The sequence below is a fragment of the Bifidobacterium actinocoloniiforme DSM 22766 genome, assembly GCF_001263395.1.
Classification (GTDB): Bacteria; Actinomycetota; Actinomycetes; order Actinomycetales; family Bifidobacteriaceae; genus Bombiscardovia; species Bombiscardovia actinocoloniiformis.
Genome location: NZ_CP011786.1, coordinates 1,336,679 through 1,353,729 on the forward strand (window position 1 = coordinate 1,336,679; position 17,051 = coordinate 1,353,729).

Here is a 17,051-nt window from a genome sequence, read left to right on the forward strand (position 1 = left end):
TTGGACACGACCTTATCACATCGAATTCGGCATGAAATCAGGGTGGAAACAGCTTTAGTTTTTATGCTCCCACCCTGTATTCACTCCAACCTGAACCTCCGGTCTAGAGTAAGCTCTCACCCTTACTGATATAACCGGCCATCTCGTCCTTAGGTACCATGGATCCGCCTGTACACCAGGCGATGTGCGTGGCATGCGCCATGCTAACATCATCCAGATTCATTTTCTGACGATACTCGTTACCTGCCAGAATTCGCCAAGGACCCACGAATCCAGCGGCAGCCGACGGCTCGATATCGATGCCAGCCTTGTCGTGCAGGTTGGCTTCGATACGGAAGAGCTCATCGTCATCAATTGTAAAGAACCCATCAACAAGATGCTCCATGGCCTTACCAACGAAGCGCGACGGGCGGCCACAGGCCAGGCCATCGGCTGCAGTCACGTTGTCAATACCGAAGTCCTGGACGCATATCTTGTCATGCAGACCCGTATAAGTCCCCAGAAACATGGAGGGACAGTGCGTAGGTTCTGCAAAAATGCAATGGACATCATCACCGAAAACGGTCTTGAGGCCGAAGGCAACGCCGCCAGGCGATCCGCCCACTCCACAGGGCAGGTAGACAAAGAGGGGATTGTCAGCATTCACGCGCACGTCGTAGGTCTGCAACTGACCAGCAAGACGTCTGCCAGCAACCGCATATCCCAGGAAGAGGGTTGACGAATTCTCATCGTCGACGAAGTACGCTTTCTGATCAGCTTCCGCCTCTTTGCGCCCAGAGGCCACTGCTACCGAATAATCCGATTGATATTCGAACACATGGACTCCATTGGCACGAAGTTTGTCCTTCTTCCACTGCCTGGCGTCTGCTGACATATGGACACTGGCGTCGAAGCCCAGGGCAGCACTCATGATTCCGATGGACAGGCCGAGGTTACCAGTCGAGCCGACTGCAATTTTGTATTGCCCGAAGAATTTCTTCATTTTTGGGGTAGCAAGTTTACGGTAGTCATCGCCAGGTTCCAAAAGTCCTGCTTCAATGGCCAGATCCTCGGCATGTTTCAGCACCTCGTAGATACCACCTCGAGCTTTGATGGAACCACTGATGGGCAGTTCACTGTCAAGCTTGGCCCAGAGTTGCCCCGGAAGCGAGTGCCCATACCGTTCCCCAAGAGCCTTGCTCTGATCGGGAACAGCTACCAGCGGTGACTCAATGATGCCTTCTGAGGTTTTGATCGACGGAAAGAGATCCATGATCAGGGGGGCGAAACGCTTCAGTCTGTCAGCTGCATCATCGACGTCCTTAATCGTTAACCCTACATGGGCGATACCTTCCTGAGCCGATTGCAACCGGCTGTTGAACCAGGTGGTTTCCTTTTCATGTCTCAGGTCATCCAACACAGGGAAGTCCTTGACCCATTCGGACATTGACTTGCCTTGTATTTCATTGTTCATGGTTTGACTCCTTTGTTCACAATTGTTGACAACTGCCTTTACTGTTCAGGGTGAGGACCTTAGACCACCAGGCTCAGCAAGAGGGTCATGCAGAGGGCCACCACGGAGGTTATGGTGGTGCCAACTGTCAGGGTCTTATAGGCCTGTGGGACACTGATTTGCAGATACTCCTTGACCATCCAAAAGAGTGAATCAGTGACATGGGTAAGGCCTATGGCACCCGCACCGATGGCCAAGGCCAAAATTGCTGGAGAAAGATTGGGATTGGCTGAAAGCATCGGAAGCACGATTCCGGCGGCGCTAATCATGGCAACCGTGGCGGAACCTACCGCGAAGTGTAGGATGAGAGCAATCAGCCAAGCTAGGATTACCGGGCTTACAGGTAGGTGAGCGAAAGCCTTTGCCAGTCCTGGAGCCACACCCGAAGCAGTCAGTACTGCGTTGAATGCCCCTCCAGCACCTATAATCAAGAGAATGCCACCGATAGGTCCGAAGGAGCCGTCGGTGATCTCCTGGAGCTTCTCAATACCAAACCCTCGGTTCAGCCCCAATGAGAAGTACGCAAAGAGCAGTGCAATTGTGAGGGCAGAGATCGGATTGCCAATAACATTAATCCATTGCATTGCCAAAGTATCAGCTGGAATCAGCCGCTCACAGATGGTGCGGGTGACCATGATCAGGAGGGGTAGAAGGATGGTAAGCAAGGTGATACCGAACCCAGGAAGATCCTTCTCATCCTTTTCTACGAAATTACCCAAGCCCCCTTCGGTGATCTCCTGAAGAGACGAGTCATGTGCAGGTATAGCAAAATGAGCAAAGAGCACACCTCCCACGAGTACGGAGGGGATTGCCACACAAAGCCCCAAAAGGATAACCATACCGATATCGGCATGCAAGGTCCCGGCAATGGCGGTAGCCGCGGGATGTGGCGGCAGGATGCAGTGAACAACCATTAGAGAGGTGGCGAGGGGTATTCCTACTTTCAACCGGGATATTCCGGCCTCCTTTGCGACCACAAAGACCAAAGGAACCAAGAGTACGAACCCTACCTCCACAAAGACAGGGATACCACAAATCAGACCCAATAAAGCCATGATAATGGTGGCACGTTGTTTGCCGAAAGCCTTGAGCATTGAGTGAGCCAAGCGCTGCGCCCCGCCAGAAACCTCCAGCAACTTGCCGAGGACGGCCCCAAAACCGATAATCAGGGTCAGAAAGCCCAAGGTATCGCCAACACCTTTCTCAAGGATATCGCTTATTTTCCCCAAAGGAACCCGCGTAACAAAAGCGACTAAGAATGCCGCAAGCAGTAAGGCAAGCGAAGGATGCATCTTTACCTTAACAATGAGCAGCACAATGACGGCTATGGCGATCAGGAGGACCACCAGAAGAGGACCGGTACCCACGTCAACTCCTTTGTTTACTGAACTCAGTGGTAATAGTATTTTACCACAGTAAATAATTTTTGCCAATATAAGTATGGGTACGACTCTTCAGAGTACAGCGCTTCCACCACTTAAACGGAAATAGATAATCCGGGTCACACAATAAAAAAGGGCCACCGTCACTTGGACGGTGGCCCTATAGATTACAGACTTAGGAACTTATAGGTCACTGAACCTGGGAGCGGGCGATCTTCCCGGTGAAGGACTGAGCCTCGTCGGCATCCTTGACGTCCTTGTTCCAGGAGAACATGACACGCAGCCTGGGGCCGACCTCCTCAATCTTCTCGTGGGAGTACTTCTCCTGCAACTCCTTGGACTTAGGGGCGCCGGCATCCTGATCGTCGATGAACTCCTTGGCGAAGGAGCCGTCCTGGATGCGCTTGAGCTGGTAACGCATGCGATCCTTGGTGGACTCGTCGACCACGGTGGATGTGAAGTCACCGTAGTGGGCGGTGTCGGAGCAGGACCAACGGGCCTTGTTCAGACCACCCTCGTTCATCAGGTCGACCAGCATATTGAGCTCGTGCCAGACCTCGAAGTAGGCGATCTCGGGCTGGTAGCCGGCCTCAGTCAGCACCTCGAAGCCAGTCTCGACCAGGTGGTTGACGCCACCCATGAGCACATCCTGCTCACCGAAGAGATCGGTCTCGGTCTCCTCCTTGAAGGTGGTCTTGATGGCGCCTACACGCAGGGAGCCCAGGGCCTTGGCGTAGGCGGGGATCCTGCTCGACGGCAACGACCACCGGCACACCACGTCCGGCCACGTACTCGCGATGGACGATGTGGCCCGGGCCCTTGGGTGCGACCATGGAGACAGGATGATCGGCGCTGGGCTTGACGTATCCGTAATGGATGTTGAACCCGTGGACGAAGCCAACAATTGCCCGGCCGCACACTTACCCAATAAGATAGTGCTTCCAAATCACCCATATAAATCGAGTGGAGAAGGAGAGCCGGTAAGGCGAAATCGTAGATCCGATGGACTTTTAGCAGCTATTTCAACCTGCTTCTTGTAATAGGAATGAACCTCAATCAGGGTTTCCAGACCGCGCTTCCCAGCCTCCTGCTTGCTGGCTCAAATCAGTTCGAAGGTCTTTGGAGTCATGAAACAGTTGGTGCCGGCTTGTTTGGCTCCATAACCGACAGCATCTAGCCGGATGTACCGTACACGACTTTCTGCCAGCCTGTCGAGAATCAACATGATATAACCCCACCCCTGCTCAGTCCCGGTATCAATGTCGACCCGCTGGGGGGTGGAAATGGTCCAGACCAATCTCGTTTTTCCTGCCCAGTCGTACTGGGTAAAGGGCAAACCTGGACAAGGGCGGTAAATACCCGTCAAATCTTCTTCCGAAGCACCTTCTGAAAAGACAGAAGACATGGTTAGGAACATATTGTGGTAAAGGCTCACCTCGCCTTGGCGCATGACATCCTGGAATTCTCTGGATTCCCATGACATGTTGTTGACAATGGTGTCCACCATGATCCCATGGGTACGGCTCAGCTCCCTAATGTCCTCCCAGGAGCCCAGACGCGAATCCACCTTGGTGTGATCGGTTGGATCGAAACCGGGATCCGCGCCATCGTACGGGGCGAAAAAGGCAATATGTGAATGCCACAATAAACACCATCGAACCTGGTTCGCAGCATTTCAGCCAAGGAAGCAGAGTACCGTCTCCGAAACGGTCCGCATAGGCGATGGGCTGACCCTGTTATCCGCAATTTCTCCTTACAACGCCTACAGGCCCACTCGGAGCATTTTACCAAACCGATTTTACAAGCATCCGACAAACCAAGGACACTGGACGACACTGACGAATTCGTCAGTCCATCAGGGAGTGAATCTGAACGATCTGGTCGCGGCCGGGGCCCAAGCCGATGGCCGAAATGCGGCAGCCAGAGATGTCCTCCAAAGTGGCGATTGGCGCGAAATCGCGATGACCTACTTCAGCGTTATCTTAGTGCTCGCCCCGTATTTGGGATACAAAATCAGCCACCACACTAAGATCGTGCCCCCTGGATGACATCGACCTGGAACCGAAATCAGTGGCCGTCAGCGACTGAGCAGGCTTTGAATCGAGCCCTTCCAACGGGTGGATTCACCAGGCTTGAGCGTCATCGGGACCAGCTCGGACTGGGCGGATAGGCCGCCCGGGGCGCCCGAGCCAACGCGAGCGGACCGCGCGGCGTGCTTGGTCCTCGACCTTGCACCAGCCGCGCGCGGGCTACCGCCCTGAGGCAAAGGGACCTGGCCGTCTCGCCCAGGGATGAGCTGCACGAGGCGCCGGGCCAAGGCGGAGGCCACGCCGTCGAAGTCCTGGAGGACGCTGGTCAGCTTGACGCCAGCCAGGTCGGAGACGTAAGTGCCGTCGTAGGCGACGATTTGCAAGTCACCGGGAATCGGACGACCCCGGCGGATGGCCTCTTGGGCGCAGAAGGCGGCCGCCAGGTCAGGAGCGACGATGGCATCCAAGTCGGGGCAGCGCTCGAAGGCCAGATAGGCTGCGTTGCGGAACTCCTCCATCCGCGCGACTGACTCAATCTCGATGTAGTCGTAGCGCACGCCCGCCGCCCGCAGGCTGCGCTCAAAGGCCAGGTGATAGCGGACGGGCGGGAAGGTGGATTGACCGGCAATCGTGACGGACCCCAGGGGCACCGAATCGACGCCCGCAGCCGTTTGGTAGTGGATGCGGGGGCCTCCGATCTCGACCACGCGCCGGGCTCCGGTCTTGATAAACAGGGCTGCCGCCAACTGGCCACCCTGGCTGTGGTCAGAGCCCACCGAGGGAATCGAGGAGCCCAAGTAGCGGTCGAAGGCCACAATCGGCCGGTCGATCGAGGACCAGTAGTCGGCCGGATAGACCGTGTGGGCGCCCATGATGATGCCATCCATAGCCCGCCGCCTCAGCATGTCCACATACTGGCTGACGTCTTGATCCACGTCTGCGGTGGAGCACAAGGCCGTGCGCAGACCCTGCTCGTAGAGGGCTCGCTGCAGGCTGGCGGTCAGCGTGGCGAAAAATGGGTGGCGTATGGTCGGAACGATGACGCCGACCAGGTTGGTCCGGTTGCGTGAGAGGTTGCGGGCCAACTCGTTGGGCACGTAATCAAGCTGGTCCATGGCCGCCTGGACGCGGTCGGCCATGGCCTGGGAGACGTAACCATTGCCATTGACGACCAGGGAGACCGTGCTGGTGGAGACGCCCGCCTTCCTGGCCACATCGCGCATACCTACCATTTGAGAGCCTCCCGTCGAATCAACGGGGTATCGAACGTTCGATACCCTGCGGCCTCTCAGTCTACCAGAGAGCGCAGGGAGACGATCTGCCCACGACCAGCGCCGGAACCAATGGCGGAAATCCTGCAACCGGAGAGGTCCTCCAGCCGATGGACATAATCCTTGGCCTTGGCTGGGAACTCGTCGAAGGAGCGAGCGCCCTGGATGTCCTCGGACCAGCCGGGGAACTCCTGGTAGACGGGCTTGGCGGAGGTGAACTCAGCCTGATCGGTGGGCATGTGATCCACCCGGGCGGTCGAGCCGTCGGCCATCGTCACGTCGTAGGCCACGCAAACCGGGATGGACTCCAGACCGGTCAGCACGTCGAGCTTGGTGAGCACGATGTCGGTCAAACCATTCACCTGGGTGGCGTAGCGGGAAACCAGCGCGTCGAACCAGCCGCAGCGGCGGGGCCGGCCGGTGGTGACGCCGAACTCATGGCCGTGCTTGCGTAGCCATTCGCCGGATTCATTTTCCAGCTCCGTGGGGAAGGGGCCTTGGCCCACACGCGTCACGTAAGCCTTGGCCACGCCGATGACCCGGTCGATCTTGGCGGGGCCCACGCCGGTGCCGGTGCAGGCGCCGCCGGACGTGCAGTTGGAGGAGGTGACGAAGGGGTAAGTGCCGTGGTCCACGTCGAGCATGGTGGCCTGGCCGCCCTCGAAGAGGACGGACTTGCCCGCATCCAAGGCCTCGTTCAACAGCAGGGAAGTGTTGGCCACGTAAGGCTTGAGCCGTTCAGCGGCCTTCAGGAGCTCATCGACGGTCTGGTCGATGTCTACCGGCGGCAAATCATAGATCTTCTCCAGCATCAGGTTCTTCTGGTGAAGGGAGGCTTCCACCTTGTTTCGCAAGTGGGCGGCATTAAAGAGGTCATGGACCCGGATACCTACACGGTTGACCTTGTCCACGTACGCGGGACCGATGCCCCGACCGGTGGTGCCGATTTTGTGGGAGCCCAGGAAACGCTCCGACACCTTGTCGAGCCGACGGTGGAAGGGGGCGATGATGTGCGCCGCCTCGGAAATCTTAAGCTTGGAGCAGTCCACGCCGCGCGCCTGGAGGCCGTCGATCTCGGACAGGAGGGCTTCGGGGTCGATGACCACGCCGTTGCCGATCACCGGGGTCAGCCGGGGGTGGATGATGCCTGAGGGCAGGAGGTGGAGGGCGTAGGTCTGGTCACCCACGACCACGGTGTGCCCGGCGTTGTTGCCCCCGTTGAAGCGGGCCACGTAATCCATCCTGCTACCAATCAAGTCGGTGGCTTTGCCTTTGCCTTCATCCCCCCATTGGGCTCCGACAATCACGATTCCCGGCATGAAATCCTCCTCCACGTCAGACGATCTTCCGCGCCTCGCGCCGAATCGACCGCCAGCAGCAGCCTACTCCGGAGCGTGGAGCAAGGAGCCCCGCCGCCAGGCTCGGACGCCCGGCTTGGTTTACTTCAGGGCCCGACCCGCTGAGCCTAGCTGCTGGCAAGCCTGGACCACGCGGGCGGCCATCGAGTCCTCAGCCCGCCGACCCCAAGCGCGCGGGTCGTACTCGCTCTTGGCGCCCACCTCGCCGTCCACTTTGAGGACCTTGTCGTAGTTGGTGAACACATGGTCGGCCACACCGCGAGTGAAAGCGTACTGGGTGTCGGTATCCACATTCATCTTGACGATCCCGTGGGTCACCGCTTGGGCGATTTCCTCGGGACGCGAACCTGACCCGCCGTGGAAGACCAGCAGGAAGGGCTTGCTGTCCGGGGCCTCGGCCGCCGCGCGCGCCGTCCGCTCCGGCAGACCGCCCTGAGCGGCCGCCTCAGCCGTTGCGCTTTGGATGCGGCCCAGGAGCTCCGGGCGCAGCTTGACCACGCCGGGCTTGTACGCGCCGTGGACGTTGCCGAAGGTGAAGGCCGCCATGTAGCGCCCCTCCTCCCCTAAGCCCAAGGCCTGAGCCACCTTGATGCCGTCGGAGGGACTGGAGTAGAGCCGCTCGTCCATCTCGGCCGACTGCCCATCCTCCTCGCCGCCGACCGCCCCGACCTCGATCTCCAGGATGGTATGGGCCGCCTGGGATTCGCTCAGGAGCTCGCGGGCTATGCGCAGGTTCTCCTCTAGCGGCAGGGTGGAGCCATCCCACATGTGCGAAAGGAAGAGGGGCTCCTCGCCGCGCGCCACCTGCTCACGCTCGTAGGCCAGAAGGGGGCGGACCCACCCGTCCAGGTACTGGGGGGCGCAATGGTCGGTGTGGAGGGCGAGCGTGACGCCCTTATACCCGGAGATGACCTCGGAGGCGAAACGGGCGAAAGCGATGGAACCGACCACTCGATCGTGGAGCCGCTGGCCGGACAGGTAGTCCGCGCCGCCTACAGAAATCTGGATGATCCCGTCGGATTCAGCTTGCGCGAAGCCTTGGATGGCCGCGTTCAAGGTCTGGGTGGAGGTCACATTGATGGCCGGGTAAGCGTAACCGCCGCGCCTGGCCGAGTCCAGCATGAGCGCGTACCGCTCGGGTGTCGCTAAAGTCATGCTTTCATTATCGCCACTGCCACCGATAATGTGGGGTCCGGGCCACGCGGCGCCCACTTCGGCGGAAGGGGACGCCGGAGGCAGGGGCGCAAGCCTTCGCAATGGTGCGGAATATAGAAAGCCCGGCGGATGGGGGCCGCCGGGCCAAGAAAGAAGAGAAAAGGAACTTCTACCACCAGTGACCGCCAGACCAAACCACCTCGGTAATCACCCCGTCAGCTATATTCCGCCAACAATTCTTAGTTAAGCATCACTTTCTCGGCAAACTTTTAGAGTTTTCTGGGAATTCAATGTGAGCTATGTGAATATTTTGTAACGGTTTTTCTTTTTCGTTCACACACCCACTCGCCACAATCCCGCTTCCCAGGCAGAGGAAAGAGAGACCCGGCGGGAGAAGAGAGACCGCCGGGCAGAGAAGAGAGAGATTCAACTTAACGAGACTTCCACAACTCGGCCGGCATAGCGCACCTCGTGCCGACAGGGACAGTACAACACCTTTATCTTGGAAAGAGGCAGGATTCCCCTGGGAATACTCTGAGAAACAACCAGCGGCAGGGCGGGAGGCCAGGCTCTTGGGGCCAGGCAGTAGACTGGAGCCAGAACGCCTGGTGACAGCCGATAATAAGGAGAATGCGATGCTGCTCAGCGACCATGACATAGAGGCGGCCCGCGAGGCAGGGCACATGTCCCTGGACCCGTGGACGCCCGAAATGGTGCAGCCTGCCAGCGTGGACGTGCGCCTGGATAAGTTCTTCCGCCTGTTCAACAACCACGAGTACACCTACGTGGACCCTGCCGAGGACCAAGGCGACCTAACCGAGCAATTCGAGGTGCCGAACGGGGAGCCCTGGATCCTCCACCCCGGCGAGTTCGTGCTCGGCTCCACCTGGGAGTACGTCAAGCTGGACGGGACAATCGCCGCCCGGCTTGAGGGCAAGAGCTCCCTGGGGCGGCTGGGCATCCTGACCCACTCGACCGCCGGCTTCATCGACCCCGGCTTCGAAGGCCACATCACCCTGGAGCTCTCGAACGTCAGCACCCTGCCGGTCAAGCTATGGCCCGGCATGAAAATCGGCCAGATGTGCTTCTTCCAGATGAGCTCCCCGGCGGCTCACCCTTACGGGTCCAAGGGCACCGGCTCCCACTACCAGGGCCAGCGCGGCCCCACCCCCTCGCGCTCCTACATCAACTTCTACCGTGCGGACGTCTCCGACTGACCGGACCGCGGCAATTATCGAAACGACGAAACACAGCTAGTTGACGGTGAAGCCTTGCTGGCGCCCGTAATCGGATAAGTCTTGGCCCCATTGAATTAAGGCTTGGTTCAATGTGCACTTGCCCAGATACGCCTTGCCTACTGAATTAGCGGCAATTTGGGATCCGTAGACCATGTAGGGCAGGTGGGTCCAGCCAGAACTGATTTGGGCCGCAGCGTCAGAGATGATCTGCCCGGTGCGCTGACCTCCGAAGTATGGGTCAGTCTTGTCTCGGAATTCCGCGCCGTTCAACACTGTGGCGAGCGGCGGAATACCATCCTGATTCAAGTTAACCTGGACACCACCCTCGTGCGCAAACCACCGGGCGAAATCGTATGCAGCGTCGACCTTGCGCCGGTCAGCAGCGGCAGGGAGAACCAAAGCTCCTCCGCCGTTCTCCGCATTGGCGATAGGCTGGGCTTCATATTGGGGAATCGGCGCTATCCGCCAGTGACCCTCCCCTGCTTTGACGTTCTTCTTAAGAGACGTGGCCAGCCAAGCTCCGGTAAGTACCGTGGCGATCCGACCATCGTCCAGAGCCTTGTACCATGACTCGTCCCACATCTTGATTTTAGTGTCCACCAGCCTCTGGTCTAACAACGGTTGCCACATACCAGTGAACCGCCGGGCCCCCTGGTCGGAGAAGCCTATGCTTAGATGAGTCCCATCGACTTTAAATGGACGGGAGCCCGCCTGCCACAGCATAGAGGTTAGGAAATTGGCGTCACCGGAGTCTGAAGTAATATGAACACCCGCGTCCAAGTCAGCCAGCTTTCGCGCTGCTTGAGCGTACGCCTGCCAGGTAGCTGGAGGCTGATTCACGCCCGCACGAGTCAGCAGGTCACTGTTATAGAACATGACCATGGGGCCCGCGGAAATCGGCAGACCGTAATGCTTGCCCTGGTAGCTGACATTAGCCAAGGAAGAAAGAGTGAAATCGTCGGAAATCGAATCGAATCCATGCTCATCTACCGAATGCAGCTGACTTGATACCGCGTACTGTTGGACCGCGTTGTAATCCATGTAAACCAAGTCGGGCACGCCTTTACCAGCAGCGATGGCATTGGTCAACTGCATATATTCCTTCTCATTAGAACCCACGTTGACCGCTTTGACACGCACTCCGGGATGAGTCTTTGAATACGCCCGAGTGAAATCGTCAATCGTGGACTGCCAGGTCCACAGCGTAATCTCAACCGCACCGTCCGCTGGGCCGGACGAGCCACATCCCGCCGCTGCAAGCGCGAACACTATGACCAGCACCGCAGCCATTGCTTTTGCTATCCCGCCGAATCGGGACCGACACCATCGATACATGCATCCTCCTGACATCACTGCGTGCCGCGCCCAACACTGCGGCGTGCTCCAGCAAGTACACATACTACCGATGTCAAACGCGCCCCGTCGAAGCGAAGTGCGCGCCTCTGCGCAAGCGTGGAATCCCGCCCATTCAGTCCGTTGCAAATGGCAAAAAATGGCAAAAAAACCCAGAGGTAGCCTACTGAGAGGCAACCCGGCAGACCGATCAGGGATATACGCAGGAAAGCGAGATGCGATGGAACTCAATCTCAATGGCAGCTGGAATTTCTACCCAGATGGCAGCGATGAAGGGCACAAAATTACCGTGCCCACCTGGTGGGATAGCCTTCCGCAGACCACCGGCTACCCAGCCGAGTGGAGTCAAGGGGTGCGGCACGGGCTTTATCGGAGGAGTTTCCAACTAAGCAAAGAAGACCTTGCCGAGGATTTGTTCGTGCATGTGGGCGCGCTGGCCACGTTAGGCAAAGTGAGGGTCAATGGGGTGTCCGTTGGGCCCGAGTCTACTAAGGAGTACCTGATGACCCTTCTGCCCTACGATTTGGACATCAACGGGGCGGCGAGGACCGGGAGCAACGAACTGGAAATCGAAGTTTGGAGCGTCAAGCAACTACCGGAGGACGCGCTGGCACCGGAAGAAGGACCTGACCGCCTGCTCTTCCCCTTCGGCACCGAAAACATCGTGGGCCGCGTAGGGTTGGGCGGCGATGTTCGGGTGGCGAGCCGACCTAAGCTGCGCATCGACGACATGCAGATAATCCCTGACCTGAAACGTAATGCCGACCCATCCGACGACGAGTTAACACTCAAAGCCACGCTCGTCAACCACACGCGGCGCATGGCCAAGCTAGCCCTCAAAGCCCAGGTCCGCCCCTGGACGCGAAACGAGAGAGCAACTGAATCAGCGGAACTGACATTGGAGAGCGGACAGATAGAGCTGGCGGCGGGAGCCAGCCAGGTGATTAGCTTGACCGCTGCTTGGCCTGATGCGCGCTACTGGTCGCGGACCGACCCCTTCCTCTACCAAATGGATGCGGAGTTGATCCGAACCACCAGTGGGATACCAGTGAACACCGCCAGCGACCGCTTCGGTTTTCGTCAATTCTGGAGGGAAGGCGATCGCTACATGATGAATGGCTTGCCAATCCGTCTACGCGGCGACTCCCTCTGCTTACTCAACCAGGGCAACCGCGACCTAATCAACGAAATCGGTGACGCTTACGGGGTGATTCTGGACGACAACCACGCCTCGGATGCGATGGCAGAAGCATGGATAGACGCCTACCGGCACGCCAACGCCAATATCCTACGCAACCACATCCGTTCCATCCCCTCTGACAGCCTGGAGAACCATGCCGATGAAACAGGCATGTTGATCGAGGAGGAGACCGCTTTCTGGAATCCGGGTTCGGTCTCAAATGTGTCGTTGGAACCCCCTTACTATATCAACTACAGCGACGAGACCATAGGCTACTACTGCGAGTGGGTGCAACGCTGGGTGCGCGCTTACCGCAACCACCCATCCATCATCCTATGGTCCACTACCAATGAGGCATGGAACCCCAACGACGCCACCGAGCTGATAGGTCCGCTGCAGGAGGCAGCACTAAGGGAAGACCCTTCCCGGCTGGTGATCAATGACGGTTTCAATAAGCCAATCACCAATGAGGACTCCCGCCATTACTTCGGGGGATACCCCTCTGGCATGACTTCCGCGCCTGACATCTACTCCCTATATCAGATCGACTCCGACCTGCCGCTGGCCGCCGGCGAGGAGTTCTCCGTATCCACAGCTGGCATCCCCCGATACAGCGAGGACGGATCCATCCAAGACATCTACCACGGCAGGCTTAATGGCGACCCCGACACAATCACCCGCGCGGACTTCGGACGGGAGGTCGGCCGCGTAACTCGAGGTGTACGCACTACGCGTATGGCCGATTGGAAACCATTCTGCCTGTCCATGTTCATCTATGACAATATCGAGCGCTTCGTACCGCTGGACCAGAAGATGACAAAACATGGACTCAACCCTAAACTGCTGATGCGCCCGCAGTTTGACCCGACAAAGAGCGGCGACGAACGATGGATTGAGGGCGGCGGGTACCGGTATTTCGCCAATTCTTACGCGGATGTGGCGGCCTATGACAAGGCATACGACAAGGAGCCCCGTCTAGGCCAGCCCCATCGGATTTACCGACCAGGCGAGACCAGCGAACGCATCATTATCGTGCACAATGACGAAGAGCGCCGCGGCACCAAGCTGGAACTGCAGTGGAGAGTGTCCTACCAAACCGTATCTGACGGTAACTTGTACACAACTGAGGAAGACACACGAATCGTAGAAGTGCCTCACGCTGAGCACCGAGAAAGCACGATCAATATCCAAGTGCCCGACGCGGATGCCGCCCGAGGCGCCAAGCTTATCCTCACTCTGGCGGTACGCAAAGAGAATCAGGAAGTATATCGGGAGGAAAACTTCTTAGGCTGGATAGACCGACCTGCGCCAGCCAAGCTAGCTGTACACGGCTCAGAGCGCCACCTAGGAGAGTTGGGCTGGGAATCGCGCACAGTCAAGCACGTGATTCACTTAGCTCAAGAGGGTGGCACAATGAGCGAGCACTGGACTGCCACAGTCGACGACGATGCCTCGGGAGCCTTCCAGCTGGAAGCGCGGACCGGCAATCTGCGTCACGAGCAGGACATTTTCTACACGCTCAACACCGCGGCGCTGGAAGCGGGCAGCAAGCATCGCGCAGCCGTGACCTTTACAGGCGAGAACGGTGAAACAGCTCGGTTCACCGTCGCTTTCACCGTAAACGATGCTCCAGGGAGCGAAGATCCCACGAACCTCGCCGCTGGCGCACGGGTGAGGGTCTCCTCGACATCCGGAAAGCCGGGCTGGACCGCCGCAGCCTTGGTGGATGGCGTGTTCAACGCCGGTTATGACCGATTCGGATGGTCCAGCGAAATCAGCGGCGAAAACAAACCACAATGGGCCCAATTGGAGTTCCACAGGCCAGTTAGCCTAGCCCAAGTGGTACTCGTACCACGCGGGGAGAACCCCGGAGGCACCGTAGCCGAGGCCTTTCACGGCGAAGGTGAGGGAGTGGGCGGCGTGCTGGAGTTCGCGGCCGGTCACAAAGCGTTGGACCCCAACCGCGGGCAGGGCTTCCCTCTGGACTTCACAATCTCGGTCTCGGAAAACGGTCACGATTGGCAGGAGGTATCCCGTCACGTGAATTACCCGTTACCAGATAATGGTAAACCCAGATCCTTTGATTTTGAGCCGGTACAAGGCGTACGCTTCGTGCGCATTGCCGCCAGCCGACTGCGTCCTAACCCGAATGCTGGTGGGGCCTACGCCATGCAGCTGACCCAGATTGCGGCCTACGCCGACCACCGAATACCCACTATTCCCACTGCGCCCACCCAGGTACGCGCACAAAGCCGAGGTCACCAACTGGACTTGAGTTGGAGTTATAACTCCGATGGTCGCTCGCCATTGACTGGCTCCACGCTTAAGCTTGTGAACGAACAAGACCAACTCATCCGGATGGAGTTGGATGGCGCCCAGCAGCAAACAAGTCTGAGGAACGTGCCGTATGGGTCGTGGATCGTCCTGATTCAAGGTCGAAATACGATAGGAGCCGGCGAACTTTCCGAACCCTATGAAACCCTTGTTGGAGAGACGCAGTCCGAACAAATCAACAGCACTCTGCCTCGACCGGACCAGCCGAGCGCAGAAGTGGATGTGGATCGAGCGCAGGTGAACCTGACTTGGAAGGCTAACAATCTTCCTAACGATATCGAGGGATGGAATCTGATACTCTCGCCAATCTCTGGTGACGGCCAGGCCCTGACCGCATGGGCCCCAGCCAATGAGGATGAGCCCAGCTGGACCTTTGAACAGGTGCCGACAGGGAGCTACCGAGCCTGGTTGGAGGCGACCAGCACGGTTGGCGCGGTTTCCGAACCCTCCCAGCCGAGCGCCCCAATCATCGTGGCGCACACTCCTGCCAAACCCAACAAGCCCGGAGTCACCTCATCCGGGCGCCGGATGAAGGTGACCTGGCAGGTGCCCACCGACGGCGGTACCCCAGTCACCTCCTACGTACTCACCCTGCGCAACTTGACCGAAGGCAAAAGCCAGGTGGTCAAGGCCGATGCCAGCCAGACGGTGGTCAGCGTGGATGCCCTGGCACCGGGGAACTATACAGTCTCGATCATTGCTGTCAACGCAATTGGCATGTCCCAAGAGTCCAGCCCCTCTCTGCCTTGCATCATCAAGTGAGCCCAAGGCAGCAATCGGCAATGAATGTCCAGCAATAACCAATAAGAAACAGAAGGAGAAAAGCTCAAATGAGCCAATCGCAAGTCGCGCCTCAGCCTCAAAAGCTAACGCCACTCAACATCATCGGTTACGGGACAGGCGATGCCGCCAACAACGTGGGCTGGCAGATGATGAACCTTTTCCTGACCACCTACTACGTCTATATGGGCATCGACCCGATGGTGGTAGCGAACATCTTTCTGGGAGCGCGGCTCTTCCAAGCTGTGGTCTACCTGTTCGCAGGCAATGTCACTGACAACTTCAAACCCAACAAAAACGGCAAGTTCCGTAGGTTGGTAGTCATCTTCGGTATCCCACTGATGATTTCTGTGGCGCTGATGTACACGATTCCGCCGAACTCAGCCATGAACATCAAAATCATCTGGGCGATTGTGACCTACCTGCTCTACCAGCTCTTCGGCGCCTTGGGAGGCGTGCCCTACGGCGCCCTGCTGGGCGCGATGACCGAGGACCCGAACGAGCGGCAGAAGCTGTCCGCAGCCCGCAACTTCGGTTCCGCAGCCGTCGGGATCATTTTCACCTTCACCCTGGCCACCCGTGTCAACTCGATGGACCCCTCCAAGCTCTTCCTGCCTGTGGTCTCCGTCTTCTGCGTGCTGGGTGCCCTAGGCTACGTGTTCATGGCCAAGGCCACAATCGAACAGTACACGCCCGCTCCACAGAAGAAAACCTCACCACTGCATAGCCTACAGGTCATGTTCAGCAACAAGGCTCTGCTCCTGGTCTGCTTGGCCACACTCTTCATGACCAACCCGGTGGGCTCCATCGCCCCAATCGTGGCCAAAGAAGTCCTCGCCGTAGGCCAGCCCCACCTAATCAGCCAAGTCACGTTCGCCTTGACCCTGGTATCCGTGCTGGCAGGCGCAGTCATGTCCCCATTCTCCCCTGTCATCGTGCGGCACCTAGGCAAGAAGACCACTTGGATCACCGGTGCCGCCATCGTGATCATCTCCTCCTTGGCTTTCATCTTCGTGGAGAACGCCTGGTTGGCAGTCTTCTTCATCGCCATGAACAGCGTCGGCGTGCAGTTTATCACCCCTTGCGTCTGGGCCATGCAAGCCGACTCGGTGCAGTACCACGAGTGGAAAACCGGTGAGAAAAACACCGAGGGCGCAGCAATGGGCGCTTTGTCCTTCACCCGCCAGGTAGGTGGCGCCATCAACAGCTGGGCAGGTCCTGCCATCCTCTCCTTCATCGGTTACAAGTCCGGCATGAACGTGGCGCAAGATCCTTCGATCCAGACCAATATGCGTTTGGCCGTCGGCCTAGTACCGACAATCGTGTTCGCCATCTCCGCCATCCTGATTTTCTTCTATCCAGTCACTGAAAAGAAGTTCCGGCAGATAACTACTGACTTGAAAGAGCGCCATGCCAAGGAGGCGGCACAAGCCTGATACACTACGGACGCGAACCGCTTCAATGTGACGGACGACCAC

At 58.2% G+C, this 17,051-nt stretch carries 9 protein-coding genes and 2 pseudogenes; 3 read left to right on the forward strand and 8 right to left on the reverse strand.

The annotated features are described in order from the left end of the window. Positions 1 to 103: 103 nt before the first annotated feature. The 7 genes and pseudogenes from AB656_RS05535 to fbaA all read right to left on the reverse strand — a co-directional run bounded on the left by AB656_RS05535 (position 104) and on the right by fbaA (position 8,688). Positions 104 to 1,453 (reverse strand): D-serine ammonia-lyase, encoded by a 1,350-nt coding sequence (locus AB656_RS05535; RefSeq protein WP_033504936.1) that lies wholly within the window; start codon positions 1,451 to 1,453, stop codon positions 104 to 106. Between the two features lie 59 nt (positions 1,454 to 1,512). Next, complete coding sequence (locus AB656_RS05540) at positions 1,513 to 2,859, reverse strand: GntT/GntP/DsdX family permease (protein ID WP_033504935.1); 1,347 nt, start codon at positions 2,857 to 2,859, stop codon at positions 1,513 to 1,515. A 205-nt stretch (positions 2,860 to 3,064) separates the two neighbouring features. After that, positions 3,065 to 3,782: pseudogene (gene ilvC, locus AB656_RS05545) on the reverse strand (ketol-acid reductoisomerase); the annotation flags it as partial. Beyond that, positions 3,778 to 4,598: pseudogene (locus tag AB656_RS05550) on the reverse strand (alpha-amylase family protein); the annotation flags it as partial. The pseudogenes ilvC and AB656_RS05550, both read right to left, overlap by 5 nt. Before the next feature lie 353 nt (positions 4,599 to 4,951). Then, on the reverse strand, positions 4,952 to 6,136 hold the full coding sequence (locus AB656_RS05555; RefSeq protein ID WP_051905404.1) for a LacI family DNA-binding transcriptional regulator: 1,185 nt from the start codon (positions 6,134 to 6,136) through the stop codon (positions 4,952 to 4,954). 56 nt (positions 6,137 to 6,192) lie between these two features. Then, positions 6,193 to 7,494: an adenylosuccinate synthase gene (locus AB656_RS05560; RefSeq protein WP_033504941.1), complete on the reverse strand. Its 1,302-nt coding sequence runs from the start codon at positions 7,492 to 7,494 to the stop codon at positions 6,193 to 6,195. 120 nt (positions 7,495 to 7,614) lie between these two features. After that, positions 7,615 to 8,688, reverse strand: coding sequence for a class II fructose-bisphosphate aldolase (gene fbaA / locus AB656_RS05565; RefSeq protein ID WP_033504934.1), 1,074 nt, complete (start codon positions 8,686 to 8,688; stop codon positions 7,615 to 7,617). A gap of 635 nt (positions 8,689 to 9,323) precedes the next feature. Between fbaA and dcd the strand changes: the two genes are divergently transcribed. After that, complete coding sequence (gene dcd / locus AB656_RS05570) at positions 9,324 to 9,905, forward strand: dCTP deaminase (protein ID WP_033504933.1); 582 nt, start codon at positions 9,324 to 9,326, stop codon at positions 9,903 to 9,905. Between the two features lie 36 nt (positions 9,906 to 9,941). On the opposite strand, the gene AB656_RS05575 is transcribed toward dcd, so the two are convergent. After that, on the reverse strand, positions 9,942 to 11,216 hold the full coding sequence (locus AB656_RS05575) for an ABC transporter substrate-binding protein (RefSeq protein ID WP_158336165.1): 1,275 nt from the start codon (positions 11,214 to 11,216) through the stop codon (positions 9,942 to 9,944). Positions 11,217 to 11,499: 283 nt separating this feature from the next. Between AB656_RS05575 and AB656_RS05580 the strand changes: the two genes are divergently transcribed. Together AB656_RS05580 and AB656_RS05585 are read left to right on the forward strand one after the other, a co-directional pair. Continuing rightward, a complete protein-coding gene (locus tag AB656_RS05580; RefSeq protein ID WP_033504932.1) occupies positions 11,500 to 15,555 on the forward strand; it encodes a fibronectin type III domain-containing protein in 4,056 nt (1,351 codons plus the stop codon). Between the two features lie 68 nt (positions 15,556 to 15,623). Next, positions 15,624 to 17,009: an MFS transporter gene (locus tag AB656_RS05585; protein ID WP_033504931.1), complete on the forward strand. Its 1,386-nt coding sequence runs from the start codon at positions 15,624 to 15,626 to the stop codon at positions 17,007 to 17,009. Positions 17,010 to 17,051: the final 42 nt, after the last annotated feature.